The organism is Dermabacter sp. Marseille-Q3180, from assembly GCF_940792985.1.
GTDB lineage: Bacteria > Actinomycetota > Actinomycetes > Actinomycetales > Dermabacteraceae > Dermabacter > Dermabacter vaginalis.
Map to the genome: position 1 here is coordinate 12,711 of NZ_CALNWU010000004.1, position 13,852 is coordinate 26,562.

11 protein-coding genes are annotated in these 13,852 nt (G+C 62.0%); 8 read left to right on the top strand and 3 right to left on the bottom strand.

Going from position 1 to position 13,852, the window contains the following annotated elements:
- Window positions 1–205 precede the first annotated feature (205 nt).
- The 5 genes from NBW56_RS09240 to NBW56_RS09260 all read left to right on the top strand — a co-directional run bounded on the left by NBW56_RS09240 (window position 206) and on the right by NBW56_RS09260 (window position 8,001).
- Window positions 206–1,201, top strand: a complete 996-nt coding sequence (locus tag NBW56_RS09240; protein ID WP_250258932.1) for an ABC transporter permease — start codon at window positions 206–208, stop codon at window positions 1,199–1,201.
- Between the two features lie 4 nt (window positions 1,202–1,205).
- The gene (locus tag NBW56_RS09245) at window positions 1,206–2,204 is read left to right on the top strand and encodes an ABC transporter permease (RefSeq protein ID WP_250258933.1); all 999 of its coding nucleotides are present in this window, start codon (window positions 1,206–1,208) and stop codon (window positions 2,202–2,204) included.
- Window positions 2,197–4,272 (top strand): dipeptide ABC transporter ATP-binding protein, encoded by a 2,076-nt coding sequence (locus NBW56_RS09250; protein ID WP_250258934.1) that lies wholly within the window; start codon window positions 2,197–2,199, stop codon window positions 4,270–4,272. Before NBW56_RS09245 ends, NBW56_RS09250 begins: the two co-directional genes overlap by 8 nt.
- A gap of 77 nt (window positions 4,273–4,349) precedes the next feature.
- Window positions 4,350–6,077 (top strand): ABC transporter family substrate-binding protein, encoded by a 1,728-nt coding sequence (locus NBW56_RS09255; protein ID WP_250258935.1) that lies wholly within the window; start codon window positions 4,350–4,352, stop codon window positions 6,075–6,077.
- A gap of 217 nt (window positions 6,078–6,294) precedes the next feature.
- Window positions 6,295–8,001 carry an ABC transporter family substrate-binding protein gene (locus NBW56_RS09260; protein ID WP_250258936.1) on the top strand — a complete coding sequence of 569 codons (1,707 nt, stop codon included), beginning with the start codon at window positions 6,295–6,297 and terminating at the stop codon, window positions 7,999–8,001.
- 98 nt (window positions 8,002–8,099) lie between these two features.
- Here the strand turns inward: NBW56_RS09260 and NBW56_RS09265 are convergent, their stop codons facing one another.
- The 3 genes from NBW56_RS09265 to NBW56_RS09275 are packed head-to-tail and all read right to left on the bottom strand — an operon-like array spanning window position 8,100 to window position 10,364.
- Complete coding sequence (locus tag NBW56_RS09265; RefSeq protein ID WP_250258937.1) at window positions 8,100–8,747, bottom strand: hypothetical protein; 648 nt, start codon at window positions 8,745–8,747, stop codon at window positions 8,100–8,102.
- A complete protein-coding gene (locus tag NBW56_RS09270; protein WP_065247245.1) occupies window positions 8,744–9,037 on the bottom strand; it encodes a DUF6457 domain-containing protein in 294 nt (97 codons plus the stop codon). Before NBW56_RS09270 ends, NBW56_RS09265 begins: the two co-directional genes overlap by 4 nt.
- 40 nt (window positions 9,038–9,077) lie before the next feature.
- Entirely contained in the window at window positions 9,078–10,364 is a 1,287-nt protein-coding gene (locus NBW56_RS09275; RefSeq protein WP_250258938.1) for a molybdopterin molybdotransferase MoeA, read from the bottom strand.
- Window positions 10,365–10,546: 182 nt separating this feature from the next.
- Between NBW56_RS09275 and NBW56_RS09280 the strand changes: the two genes are divergently transcribed.
- The 3 genes from NBW56_RS09280 to NBW56_RS09290 all read left to right on the top strand — a co-directional run bounded on the left by NBW56_RS09280 (window position 10,547) and on the right by NBW56_RS09290 (window position 13,845).
- The gene (locus NBW56_RS09280) at window positions 10,547–11,854 is read left to right on the top strand and encodes an ABC transporter substrate-binding protein (protein WP_250258939.1); all 1,308 of its coding nucleotides are present in this window, start codon (window positions 10,547–10,549) and stop codon (window positions 11,852–11,854) included.
- An 87-nt stretch (window positions 11,855–11,941) separates the two neighbouring features.
- Window positions 11,942–12,925, top strand: coding sequence for a carbohydrate ABC transporter permease (locus NBW56_RS09285; RefSeq protein ID WP_250258941.1), 984 nt, complete (start codon window positions 11,942–11,944; stop codon window positions 12,923–12,925).
- The gene (locus tag NBW56_RS09290) at window positions 12,922–13,845 is read left to right on the top strand and encodes a carbohydrate ABC transporter permease (RefSeq protein WP_250258943.1); all 924 of its coding nucleotides are present in this window, start codon (window positions 12,922–12,924) and stop codon (window positions 13,843–13,845) included. Before NBW56_RS09285 ends, NBW56_RS09290 begins: the two co-directional genes overlap by 4 nt.
- The last annotated feature ends 7 nt before the right edge of the window (window positions 13,846–13,852 follow it).

Genomic DNA, 13,852 nt, shown 5'->3' on the forward strand with positions numbered 1-13,852 from the left:
ATTGCGGATTGGACTACCCTGGGGCATCACGCGTCCAACCGGGCGCACCCGACCCCGCCGCCTTCGGGCGCCGAACCACTATAAGGACAGCGCACGTGACCCTTATGACCACTCCCCTTAGCGATCCTCGCGCCGCCTACGCGTGCCGCGTTCAGGATCCTTGGGATGTCAACGAGCGTTTCACCGCTCTGATCGGAGCACTCTCGTGACAAAGTATCTTCTTCGCCGCTTCGCGAACTACGCGATCCTCACCGTCGTGGCGACCGTCTTCGCCTACATTGCGGCTGGCAGCTTCTTCTATCCGCGCCGCCGTTGGCTCGGGCAGAACCCTCCGATCCCCGAGGCCTCGATCGACGCGGCCCTCAACGAACTCAACATGAACGACAAGGTGCCGATCCTCCAGCGCACCTGGACGTGGCTCTCCAACATCGTCGTCAAGCCGTGGAGCCAGAAGCTTGGCAAGGATATTTCTGGCCAGTGGGTCATCGATCAGATGACGATGCGTGCCGGGGTGTCGCTGCGGCTGCTCATTGCCGGTGCGCTCCTCGGCGCACTCATCGGCGTCGCTCTTGGCGTGTGGGGTGCGGTTCGCCAGTACAAGCTTTCGGATCAGGTCGTCTCTTACGCTTCGTACATTCTTATTTCGACCCCGACCTTCGTGGGTGGCCTCCTTCTGATGGTTGTCGCCACGAAACTCAACCAGGCCCTCGGAACGCAGCTCATTCGCTTCAGCGGCTCGTATTCGCCGACCTATCACGCTCAAGGCGGCATGACGGCCTTCCTCGATAGCGTCAATCACTTGATTTTGCCGACCATCGTTCTCGCGGCTTTCGGTGCGGCGAGCTACTCGCGCTACCAGCGCTCGATCATGCTCGATGTTCTTGGCAGCGACTTCATTCGCACCGCTCGCGCGAAGGGCGCCACCCGTAACCACGCTCTCGTAAAGCACGGTGTGCGCGTCGCGCTCATCCCCATGTCCACATACTTCGCGTACTCCTTCGGCACGCTCGTCGCTGGCGCGGCGTTCCTCGAGATGATCTTCTCGTGGGCCGGCATGGGTGAGTACGGCATTAGGGCGGTTCAGCAATCCGACGTCAACGCCCTCGCAGGCAACGTGTGCTTCACGTCGATCGTGATTCTGTTCTCCTCGATGCTTTCCGAAGTTCTTTACGCGGCGCTTGATCCGCGAGTGAGGGTGTGACGCCATGAGCTCCAGTAACCCGATTCCCCCGACCAACGACGCCACGGAGCTGCCGGAGGCTGTGCCCGCAACCGAAGAGCTCGCGGAAACCACCTCGAGCGCCCCGAATGGTAAGCGACAGCGCAAGGCCGAAAAGAAGCGCAAGAAGCCTCTGTCCCGTTGGGCGCTCGTGTGGCGCCGCCTCAAGCGCAAGCCGAACTTCTGGATCGGCGCGATCGTTCTTGGCGCCATCGTGCTCTTCGCGATTTTTGGCAACATTCCGAACGTGTATCAGCTCGGCGAGACCGACTCGTACAGCTACAACTCGCCCCCGAGCGGCCAGCACTGGTTTGGTACCGATGCGATCGGCGTGGATCTCTACGCTTCGATGGTCGAGGCCCTTCGAAAGTCGCTTCTCATTGGCCTTCTGGCCGCGCCCGCGGCAACGCTTATTGCAGCCTTCGTGGGTTCGCTCGCCGGCTACATCGGTGGCAAGCTCGAGACCTTCGTGAACTGGGTCATCAACCTTTTGCTCGTGCTGCCCGTGTTCTACGTGCTCATGATCATTTCGCCGCTTCTGTCCAACGTGAGCTGGATCGTCATCGTCGTGGCGATCGCAGGTTTCGGCTGGATGGTCATGGCGCAGATCGTGAAGAACCAGACCAAGTCCCTCAAAGACCGCGAATACGTGAAGGCCGCGCGCTACATGGGCGTGGGCACGACCACGATCCTCGCGCGCCACATCATCCCGAACGTGGCGTCGCTGCTCATCATCGACGCGGCGCTCGGCGTGAGCGGTGCGATCCTGGCCGAAACCTCGTTGAGCTTCTTCGGTCTCGGTATTCAGCCGCCCGACGTCTCGCTGGGAACTCTCATCGCGAACGGCCAGAACGCGGTTCTTACCCGCTGGTGGCTCTTTGTGATTCCCGCAGCCTTCCTTGTCGCCCTGCTTACCGCCGTGAACCTTCTTGGCGACGCTCTTCGCGACGCAATCGATCCCACGAGCGAGGTCAACCGTGCCTGAACCACTTCTTTCCGTCAAAGACCTCACGGTCACCTTCCCGAACGCCGCCGGCGATGTTCGCGCCGTGCGTGGCGTGAACTATGACGTCAACGAGGGCGAGTTCCTCGGTATCGTTGGTGAATCCGGCTCGGGTAAGTCCGTGAGCTCGATGGCCGTCATGGGCCTTTTGCCCTCCTCGGCGAAAATTACGGGCGAGATCACCTATCGCGGTGAGTCGCTCCTGCGTAAGTCCGATCGCCAGCTCTCCGACCTTCGCGGTCGCGAGATTTCGATGATCTTCCAGGACCCGTTGAGTGCCCTCACGCCCGTGTACACGATCGGGCAGCAAATCGAGGAAGCACTCACGCTTCACCACTCGAATATGAGTTCGCAGGCACTGCGTGCGCGCTCGATCGAGCTTCTGAAGATCGTGGGTATCCCCGCCGCCGAGCGACGCGTCAAGGCGTTCCCCCATGAGTTCTCGGGCGGTATGCGCCAGCGCGCCATGATCGCGATCGCGATGGCGAACGACCCGAAGCTCATCATCGCCGACGAGCCGACGACCGCTCTCGACGTGACCATCCAGGCGCAGATTCTCGAGGTTCTTCAAAAGGCCAAGGAAGTCACGGGTGCTGCCGTCGTGCTCATTACGCACGACCTTGGCGTTGTGGCGGGCAATGTTGATCGCGTCGCGGTCATGTACGCCGGCAAGCTCGTGGAAAAAGGCGGCGTCGACGAGATCTTCGCCGAGCCCCACATGCCCTACACGATGGGCTTGCTCCGCTCGGTTCCGAACATGCTCACGGCCGGCAAGGATCGCCTTGTGCCGCTCGAAGGCCGCCCGCCGAGCCTCGCCAACCTCAAGCCTGGCTGCCCGTTCGCGGATCGCTGCCCCGCGGCCATCGACATCTGCCGCACCGAAGAGCCCGAACTTACGACCCACGTGGGCGACGCCCAGCGTGAGGTCGCCTGCCACCGCGCGAAGGAAATCGCAGCGGGCACCTTGAAGCCGTCGGACATTTTCCCCCGCCCCCCGCACGTCGAGCGTGCGATCAAGGATCACTCGGCCGAAAAGCCGATTGTCAAGGCGACCGAGATCCAGCGCCACTTCCCCCTCTTCAAGGGTTCGGTGTTCCGCCGCCAGGTGGGCGTCGTGAAGGCCGTGGACAACGTGTCCTTCGAGATCAAGCCGGGCCAGACCCTCGGCCTCGTGGGCGAATCCGGTTCGGGCAAGTCCACCACGAGCCTCGAAATCCTCGAGCTCGTTGCGCCGCAGCACGGCACGCTTGAGGTAAGCGGCGTCGACGTGTCGACCCTCAAGAACAAGAAGGAACGCCTCGCCCTGCGTAAGGACGTCCAGATCGTCTTCCAGGATCCGATGGCCGCGGTCGACCCGCGCATGCCCGTGGGCGACATCATCGCCGAGCCCCTCACCGTTCACAAGGTGCCGAAGGATGAACGCTACAAGCGCGTCTACGAGCTCCTTGAGCGCGTTGGGCTCGACCCGGAGATGGCTGACCGCTATCCCCACGAATTTTCCGGTGGCCAGCGCCAGCGCATTGGTATTGCGCGTGCGCTCATCACCGAACCTAAGCTTCTCGTGCTCGATGAGCCCGTCTCGGCGCTGGACGTGTCCGTCCAGGCCGGCGTGATCAACCTGCTCGAGGATCTCCGCGATGAACTCGGTTTGAGCTATCTGTTTGTGGCTCACGACCTCGCGATTGTGCGCGAGATCGCCGACCAGATCGCGGTCATGTATTTGGGTCGCATCGTTGAATACGGCCCCGTCCAGGATGTCTTTGAGAACCCGAAGCATCCCTACACGCGTGCTCTCATGTCCGCGGTTCCCGTTCCGGATCCGAAGCTTGAGCGCGCCCGTACGCGAGTTCTTCTTGAAGGGGACCAACCAAGCCCCACTGAAGAGATCATCGGCTGCAATTTTGCTTCGCGCTGCCCCCTGATCGGGATGCTGAGCGAAGAGCAGCAGAACCTGTGCCGAACTGCGGACCCCGAGGGCACGCAGCTCGGAACCTCCCGCGTGGAATGCCATCATGCCGAGGAGACCTGGCGTCTGGTGGACGACCAGTAAAAAACCCTTTGCCGCGAGCCTCAAACCCCCTTTTCCCTTAAAACGGGCCGCGGCTTCCCACAGGAAGTGAGAGAACCATGAAGATCACGAGTACTCGCCGACTTTTCCTCCAAGGCACGGCTATCACCGGTGTGGCCGCGGCCGTGGCCGGTTGCTCGCAGAAGAGCGCCGAGGAGCAGAAGGACGCCAACAAGAAAAAGAATGACGCCGCTGCGAAGGAAGCAGAGAAGCTTCCCTCGACGGCATGGGAGGCTGTTGACTACGACCAGGTCGAAGACGGCGGCACGCTCATGATCGGGATCGCTCAGATGCCCGCGAACTGGAACCCCAGCCACATCGACGGCAACGAAGTTTCGTTGACCCAGATCTCCAACTGGAAGGGCTACAGCATCGCTACGAAGTCGGATGAAACGGGTGAGATTTCCCCGAACCCCGATTACGTGGAATCGGCTGAAATCACGAGCGAGGATCCTCAGGTCGTTACCGTGAAATTCAATAAGAAGGCCGTGTGGGACAACGACGGCTCCCCCGTGACCGTCAACGACCTCATTGCCGAATGGAAGGCCTGCAACGGCGAGAACGAAGAGTTCGCTACTGTGACGACCCAGGGCTGGGATTCGATTAAGGAGATCCGCGCGAAGGACGACTTCACGGCGGAAATCGAATACAAAAATGCGTTCCCTGACTGGATCGGCTTCGTGTACCCAAGCTCCCCGAAGGCCGTATTCGAGTCGCCGGCCTCATTCAACGCTGGCTACGTGAGCGAGCCCATCCCGGGCTGCGGTCCGTTCAAGATCGCCAGTGTTGATCAAAACGGCGGCGTTGTGACGCTCGAACGTAACGACAAGTGGTGGGGCCGCGCCCCGAAGCTCGAGAAGATCATCTTCAAGGTCACGACCCAGCAGAATATGCCGCAGGCCTTTGCCAACGGCGAAATCGACATGATCGACATCGGCGATGGCGACACGCTCGGTCAGGCGAAGGGCCGCAAGGGTGCCCAGATCCAGCGTTCGAATGGTCTCACCTGGACCCACCTCACGATGAACGTCAACGGTGGTGACGGCGTGCTTCAGGACGTCGAGGTGCGCAAGGCAATCTTCGCCGCCGTGGACCGCAACGCCGTGGGCCGTTCAGTTGTGGAGCCTCTCGAGGCACCCGTTGTTCTCAAGAGCAACTACGTCTACATGCCCGGCCAGGAAGGCTACGAGGATTCGTTCGACGGCGACCTTTCGGGCGATGCTGAGATCGACAAGGCGAAGAAGATCCTCGAGGACGCCGGTTACGAGCTCAAGGGCGACGTATACGAGAAGGACGGCAAGCAGCTTAAGTTCTCGGTCGTCATTCCCGCAGAGACGAAGTCGAACGAGGATCGCGCACGCCAGGTCATGACGAACCTCAACCAGGCCGGCTTTAAGGTTGATCTCAAGACGGTTCCGAGCGATAAGTACTTCACGGACTACGTTCTCAAGCAGAACTTCGACTTCGTGACGTTCAGCTGGCAGGGCACCCTCCTCGCGGAGCTTTCGAGCTCGAACACTTACCTGCCGGATTCGCAGCAGAACTACACGGGCTTCAAGGATGAGAAGCTCACGGAGATCAACCAGCGCCTCCAGTCGGAGCTCGATCCCGAGAAGCGCCGCGAGATCGCGAACGAGTTCTCGAAGAAGGTGGCGGAGAGCTACACGGTTCTGCCGTTCTATGCGACGCCGAACATCATGGGCCTCAAGGGCGGCCTCGTGAACATTGGTGCTTCGCAGTTCGAGTCGGTGGATTACACCGCCGTTGGCTACAAGAAGGGCGCCTAACCCTCTTTGCGATGCTTAAGCCGTTGCGCGTGAGCGCTCGCGCGTAATCCACATCAGACCCCGTTTTCCCGCCTCGCGCGGGAGGGCGGGGTCATTTTTGTTCACAACGGGTGTTCGTTGCCCCACAAAAACCCGTCTCAACAGGCATTATGTCCGAAATACCGATGAAACGCGGATAACATTAACGCGAAATTACCCCCTCTCGAGAAAGGCCATCATGGCTTTCACTAGCACCCGTCGTCTCTTCCTCCAGGGCACCGCGCTCACCGGCGCTGCCGCAGCCCTCACGGCGTGCTCGCAAAAGAGCGTGGAGGAACAGGCGCAGCAGGCCAACGCCGCTAACGACAAGGCTGTCGAGGAGCAGATGAAGCTGCCCTCGACCGCGTGGGAGCGCGTTGACTACGATCAGGTCGCCGATGGCGGCACCTTCACGATCGCCATCTCGCAGGTTCCCGCGAACTGGAACCAAAGCCACATCGACGGCAACGAGGTTTCTCTCTCCGCGATCATGGAGACCGTCTGCCCGGAAACCCCGCTCAAGGCTTCGGAAAACGGCGAAGCCAAGCCTGATCCCGACTACATTAAGTCGGCTGAGCTCACGAGTGAGGATCCGCAGATCATCACCGTGAAGTTCAATGAGAAGGCCGTGTGGAGCGACGGCACGCCCGTGACGGTCGATGACCTGATTTCTCAGCAGAAGGCCCAGAACGGGGAAAACGACAAGTACCAGACCGCTTCGACGACCGGCTGGAGCTCGATCAAGGAGATCCGCAAGATCAGCGATTTCGAGGCGGAGATCGAGTACGCGGAGACGTTCCCGTTCTGGAACATCTACCTCTACCCGAGCCTGCCGAAGGCAATCACAGCAACGCCCGAGGCGTTTAACGGCCTGTCGACCGAACCGACTCTCACGCGCGGCCCGTTCGCGATTGACAACATCGACGCGACCGGCGGCGTGATCACCGTCAAGCGCAATGACAAGTGGTGGGGCCGCGCACCGAAGCTCGAGTCGATCGTCTTTAAGGTGACGACCCAGCAGAACCAGGCGCAGGCGTTCGTGAACGGCGAGCTCGACTACATCGATATTTCCGATGGCGATACCTACGGTCAGGCGAAGGGCCGTAAGGATGCCGTGATTCAGAAGTCGAACGGCCTTGCGTGGTCGCACCTCACGCTCAACGTGGGTGGCGCTGAAGGCGCGCTCGGTGACGCGAAGGTTCGCGAGGCGATTTTCCGCGGCATCGACCGCAACGCCGTGGCTCGTGCGGTCATGGAGCCGCTCGAGTCGCCCGTGATTCTCGTGAACAACTTCATCTACATGCCGGGCCAGGAGGGTTACGAAGATTCCTTCGGCGACCTGAAGTTTGATCCGGAGGCGTCCGCGAAGCTCCTCGAGGAAGCCGGCTACAAGAAGAACGGCGATGTGTTCGAGAAGGACGGCAAGCCGCTCGCGTTCTCGATCATCATTCCGGCGGAGACGAAGTCGAGCGAGGACCGTGCACGCCAGATCATGACGAACCTCAACGCCGTAGGCTTCAAGGTTGACCTTCAGACCGTTCCGGCGGACAAGTACTTTGACGACTACGTGATCCCGGGCCGCTTCGCTGCGGTCTCGTTCGGGTGGCGCGGCACGCTCTTTGCAGAGCAGTCGGGAACGAACGTGTTCCTCAAGGATTCGGGGCAGAACTTCACGGGCTTCGCGCCGGAGAGCCTCGAGGAGCTCAACAAGGAGCTTCACTCGGAGCTTGACCCGAGCAAGCGCGTGGAGATCGCCAACAAGTTCTCGAAGGAGCAGTTTGGCGCGTTTACGGTGCTTCCGTTCTACGCAACTCCGACGATCATCGGCCTCACCGAGGGCTTCGTGAACGTTGGCGCTGCGCAGTTCGAGACGACTGACTGGACTGCCGTGGGCAAGAAGGCCTGATCGGTTTTCCGGCTTCGGGCCGGGCTCCGCTCTCCCCCGAGTGTTGGGGTGGGGTGGGGCCCGGCCCGTTTTGTGTGTGCGGGGTTTGGGGTCCGACGCTAGAGGGCCGCCGTCAGTATCCCGAGAATGAGGAACGCGGCTGGGATGGCGAGGGCGGTGATCCTCGGTTTGGTGTGGAGCACGCCGGTTCCCGGGCCGGCGTCGGAATCTTTTTCGTGCTGAGCCTGCCACGCCCCCCACGCGTGGACGAGCACGCGTGACGGCGAGCGTTCTCGGTCATTGCGGAGGCGTTCGGCGGGGCCTACGTGTCCGCGGTCGGCATAGCGGTCGCGGCCCGAGATGCGTACGTGCGCGTCAGCGGGTTTGTCGCGGCCAATGCCCGGGGCGTTCCATGCGGTGACCGTGCGGGTGGTGCCGCTTTCGGTGCGCGCGCGAATCGAGACCATGGCGCCGAGGCCGATGTGCTCGATCGCGGCGTAGGGGGCGCTGTATTCGTGAAAAACGTTGCGCACGACCACGCCGGCCGGGTACACGAGGGTGGCGGGTGAGAAGAGGACGAGCCACACGAGGGAGGCGGCGAGGCCGAGCCACGGACCGAACTGGAGCACGGTGTCCCAGCGGTTCTTGATGATCGCATCGACGAGGAGAAAAGCGATTACTGCCCACGTCACCGTGGGGATCCACAGCGCGCTTGCGGGCCGAAGTGTGAGTGGTTTTTCGCCGTTCGTGTCGAATCCGGGGGTCACTTGTCACCTTCGACGGGATCGCCGATGTACTCGCGCACGAAACGCTTGACCTGATCGTGAGCGTCGGCCCAGCTTTCAGCCTTGCCGGAACCCACGAGGTAGCCCACCACCATCGAGGCGAATGGGCCCGCGGGGCGCACGACGGTGTGGGCGGCGACGCCCGTAAGGGAGAGGATGAGGTCACGGTCAGCTTCGGTAAAGGGCGGTTCGAAGCCCGCGTCGTTCGCGGAGGCGTCAATGAAGCGCTGGAGGGCTTCGATCATTTTCGGGTCATCGGCCTTGGGGCTCATGAGTGTCTCTCCTTTACAACGGTTTTGCGCCCATTATTGCCTATCGGGCGCGGAGGCTCCCGGCGAGCGAAAGGACGCGCACACGGTCTTTTTCGAGGATGAGGAGGGCATTGGCCTCGGCAAAGGGGCGAAGGCGCGATCCCTCGCATTCGGTCGCGATGAGGCTTCCGTTTTCGATGGCGAGGTGGGCGGGTTTCACGGTTGCGCCAGTCTTGAGGGGTTGTGCTTCACGGCGCACGTTCCTCTCCGGGAGAGTGAGGGGACGCGAGGGGGAGCCGAGAAGCGGCGCGATGAACAGGTGGAACGCCGTGAAGGCTCCCACCGGTGTTCCTGGCAGGTGCACCATGGGGGTCGTGTCGCCGCCTTCGGCATGATCGACGGGAAGTCGCCCCACGCCCTGCGGCCCACCGGGGCGCATCGCGAGGTGTTCGAACCGCGAACAGTTGAGGCCCGGCGTATCGCCGAAGCCCTCACCGAAAGCGGCCTTCACGACATCGCGGGCCCCGGAGCCCACCCCTCCCGTCGTCACGATGAGATCGTGGCGAGGGGCGATTGAACGCGCGAGAGCGATGAGTTCTGCGGGATCATCCCCCACGTGGTGGATGCTCGCCTCTGCGCCAAGCCTTGCGCACGAGGCCTGGAGCATGGGCCCGTTCGATTCGAGCACGGCGCCCGGGCGTGCGCCCGCGCCTGTCTGCAGGTCGGTCACGAGTTCATCGCCCGTCATGACAATCGCGACTTTGCGTGGTCTCGTGAGCTTCACGTGCGTCACGCCCACCGAAAGCGCGATGCCGATGATCTGGGGCGTCACAAAATCCCCCTTGCGTGCGAGGAGGTCCCCCGCGGGAATCTCCTCGCCGACCTTGCGCACGTGCCGCCCGGGCGTGAGAGCCTTCGCTTCCTCGACTTCGGGGATCATAAGGGCGATGCGGGCGGGAGCTTCGGCAGCGGTGGGGTCGGCGTCAGTGAACTCGACCGGGATCACGGTGTCGAGATCATCGGGCATAAGCCCGCCCGTCATGATGCGTGCGGCAGTTCCCGGGCGGCGGTTGCCGACGGCTGCTCGGCCCGCAGAAATGTCACACGTGACCTCGAGGTGCGCGGGGCATGCGTCGGAATCCCCCTCCCCGAGACCGAGTTCTCGCGTGCTCACCGCGAAACCATCCATCGCGCTCATGCGGAAGTCCGGCGCGGGGAGGCGGGCGGTGAGAGGCTCGGCGAGCCTTCGGCCTAGAGCCCTCTCGAGTGGGGCTTCTTCCGTGCGGTCGGGGCCAAGCGCGGCGAGGCCAAGAACCGTGGCGCGCCATTCGTCGAGGCTTACATGCATAACCGGGGCTTTCCTCTTGAGGCAGTCATTGGTCACCAACGTACACGCCCGCGACACGCCACGCACTTACCACCCCACGTGTGAGGTGAGCCGCACGTACCCTACAATGAGGGCAACACCCGGAGTAACGAAGCCCGGGCCCGAATGCATCGATGCTTTCGGAACGCAGTGGAAGGATTCCCATGTTTAAACCCACCCGTCGTTCAGTTCTCGCTGCCTCCGCGGTTGGTGCCGCCGCCGCGGGGCTCGCTGCATGTTCCAATGATTCCTCCGGCGGCACCGGTGGCGCGGCGAAGGCCGATTTTGAGGAGCGCGGCCCGATCAGCGTCGTGCGCGGCAAGGACAACACCGGTAAGTTCCAGGAATTCATCAAGCAGTGGAACGACAAGCACCCCGACGAAAAAGTCACGCTCATCGAGCTTCCCGAATCGGCAGACGAGCAGCGCTCGCAGCTCATCAACAACGCCCAGGCGAAGTCGGATGCCTACACGGTTCTGGGCCTCGACGTTGTGTGGACGGCCGAGTTCGCGGCCCAGCAGTGGGTCGTCGAGCTTCCCGAAGATAAGTTCGACCTCGATAAGCTCCTCCCCTCGACCGTCGAGACCGGCAAGTATTTCGATAAGCTCTACGCCGTTCCTTACACGACGAACGCCGAGCTGCTCTACTACCGCAAGGACCTCCTCGAGGCCGCCGGCTCGAACGAGCCGCCCAAGTCCTTCGAAGAGATGTACCAGTTGATCGAGTCGATGCGCGGCACCGAAGAGGGCAAGGACACGCTCGGTTTTGGCTCGCAGTACTCGAAGTACGAAGGTCTCACCGTGCAGCTCACGGGTCTTGCGAAGTCCGCGGGCAAGGACCTATTTGGGGCGAACGGCAAGCCGCAGGCAAACTCCAACGAGGCGAAGGCCGGCCTCCAGGCGGTCAAGGATGGTTTCGACAAGAACTACATCCCGAAGGAAGCCCTCACCTACAAGGAAGAAGAAAGCCGCCAGGCCTTCCAGGATGGCCGCCTCGCCTTCCTTCAGAACTGGCCTTACGTGTGGAACCTGGCGAACGCGGAAGATGGCTCTTCCTCGGTCAACGGCAAGTTCGACGTGTGCCCGGTCCCCGGTGTCGGCGGGAGCGAAGGCGCGACTGCGCTTGGCGGTCTCAACTACGGCATCTCGGCGTTCGCGAAGAACAAGGGCACGGCGATCGACTTCATCGCGTTCCTCGCCAGCGAGGAGCAGCAGAAGGCCCAAGCACTCGCAACCGGCGAAGCGCCCGCGCACTCCGCCGTTTACGACGACCCCGAAGTGCTCGAGATGTACCCGTACTACCAGACCCTCAAGGCGGCCGTCGATGCCGGCACCGCCCGCCCGCAGGTCGTCAAGTACGGTGATGTAACCCAGGCGATCCAGGAAGCAGCCTACGACGTGTTGTCCGGATCCAAGGAGGTCGACGCTTCGCTCGACGCCCTCCAAAAGACCCTCGAGGAACTCCAGGCCTAACGCCTCTCCACGAACCGGGTCCGCAGCGGCCGCCACGCGCTCGCTGCGGACCCGGCATTCTTTTCAGCCACAGGACGGAATATCCGCATGTCACGCTCAAGGACCTCGAAGGGCGAGGGCCGCCTCGCCTATGTGCTTCTGTTACCCACTCTGCTTCTTCTCGCGATCGTCGTCGGCTTTCCGCTCGTGCTGTCCGTGTGGCAGTCGTTCTTCGTCGCAGGCGGCGGCATCGATCCCGAAACGGGCTTCATCAAGCAGGGCGACACATTCGTGGGACTGCAAAATTACATGGATGCCTTCACGTCAGTTGGCGCGGGCGCGGGTTTTTGGAATGCCTTTTGGAACACCACGCTGTTCACGATCATTGGCGTCAGCATCGAGACCGTCCTCGGCGTCGCGATGGCACTCATCATGGCGCGCGCCATGCGCGCGACGGGCCTCATTCGCGCCTCAATTCTCGTGCCGTGGGCAATCCCCACGGTGGTGTCGGCGCTCATGTGGCAGCTCATTTTCGATGCGAACGGTATCGCGAACAAACTCATTCAGCATCAGGTGTTGTGGACGACCGAAGGGTGGCAAGCAAAAGCTGCGGTGCTCATCGCCGATATTTGGAAAACAGCTCCCTACATTGGTCTTTTGACCCTCGCGGGCCTCCAAACGATCGATGAGCAAGTTTACGAGGCAGCGAAAGTCGATGGCGCGAATCGCTGGCAGACCTTCTGGCGGATCACGCTTCCCATGATTCGCCCCGTGCTCGTGGTGGCCGTGCTGTTCCGCATGCTCGATGCGATGCGCATGTTCGACCTCCCCTACGTGCTTCTCGGCAGGCTCGAATCCGGGCAAACTCTCTCGATGCTCGCGCAGGATGCCGCAACGAAAACGAACTACGGTATGGCGTCCTCGTATTCGATCGTGCTGTTCTGCTACATCTGCCTCGTGGCCTTCGTGTTCATCAAGCTCCTCGGCGCGGATGTGCTCGGTGAGAGCGCCGAGAAAAAACCCAAAAAGAAGAAACGAGCGAGCTTGCTCGCCAGTAAGAACGCCACCGTGACCGAGGGGAGCATGCCGTGAGCACTGCCGCCACCCACACTGCATCAACGACCACCGCCGAAACACCGCGCACGCCCGTCACGCCCAAGAAAAAGAAGGGCAATGTGTGGGCGAAGATCACCGTGGGGCTCGGCGTCGCCTTCATCCTCGTGTACTGCCTCGCGCCGTTCTACTGGATGCTCGTGAGCTCGCTGCGCCTTCCCACAATGGGCCGCTCGACCGACCTCATCCCGAACCCGATCTCGTTCGAGAACTTTGCGGCGGTGTTCGACCCGGCGAATAATTTCGGTAGGGCGCTCCTCAACTCCCTCATCGTCGCGGGCGGCACGACTCTGCTCGTGCTCGTGCTCGGCACCGCGGGTGCCTACGCCCTCGCACGCCTCAATTTCTGGGGCAAGGTACTCGTGATGTTCGCGATCGTCTCGACCTCGATGTTCCCGGTGATTACGCTCATCGTGCCGCTCCTGAAGCTGTTCAGCGGCGGCTACGATTGGGCGCCGATCAACTGGATCAACTCGTACCAGGCAATGATCCTCCCAACGATCAGCTTCGCGCTCCCGCTCGCCGTGTGGAACCTCAACGCGTTTTTCCGCCAGCTCCCCGTGGAACTCGAACAGGCCGCAATGGTCGATGGCACGACCCGCCTCGGGGCGTTTACGCGCATCATCCTCCCGCTTGCCGCGCCGGGCATTTTCACAACGGCGATCATCACGTTCATCGCCGCGTGGAACGAGTTCCTCATCGCCCTCACGATGGTGAACGATCCCGCGATGCAAACTGCGAACGTCGCCATTTCGAAGTTCTCGGGCATCTCGCAGTTCGACACCCCGTATGGCACGAAGATGGCAGCGGGCGTGATTGTGACGGTTCCGCTCATCATCATGGTGCTCGTGTTCCAGCGTCGCATCGTGGGCGGCCTCAGCGCGGGTTCGCTCAAGTAGTCCGTCG

Bases quoted from the DNA above. Each gene is read 5' to 3' on its own strand.
- NBW56_RS09245 (WP_250258933.1), top strand. From the start codon at position 1,206: ATGAGCTCCAGTAACCCGATTCCCCCGACCAACGACGCCACGGAGCTG.
- NBW56_RS09255 (WP_250258935.1), top strand. From the start codon at position 4,350: ATGAAGATCACGAGTACTCGCCGACTTTTCCTCCAAGGCACGGCTATC.
- NBW56_RS09260 (WP_250258936.1), top strand. From the start codon at position 6,295: ATGGCTTTCACTAGCACCCGTCGTCTCTTCCTCCAGGGCACCGCGCTC.
- NBW56_RS09270 (WP_065247245.1), bottom strand. From the start codon at position 9,037: ATGAGCCCCAAGGCCGATGACCCGAAAATGATCGAAGCCCTCCAGCGC.
- NBW56_RS09275 (WP_250258938.1), bottom strand. From the start codon at position 10,364: ATGCATGTAAGCCTCGACGAATGGCGCGCCACGGTTCTTGGCCTCGCC.
- NBW56_RS09280 (WP_250258939.1), top strand. From the start codon at position 10,547: ATGTTTAAACCCACCCGTCGTTCAGTTCTCGCTGCCTCCGCGGTTGGT.
- NBW56_RS09285 (WP_250258941.1), top strand. From the start codon at position 11,942: ATGTCACGCTCAAGGACCTCGAAGGGCGAGGGCCGCCTCGCCTATGTG.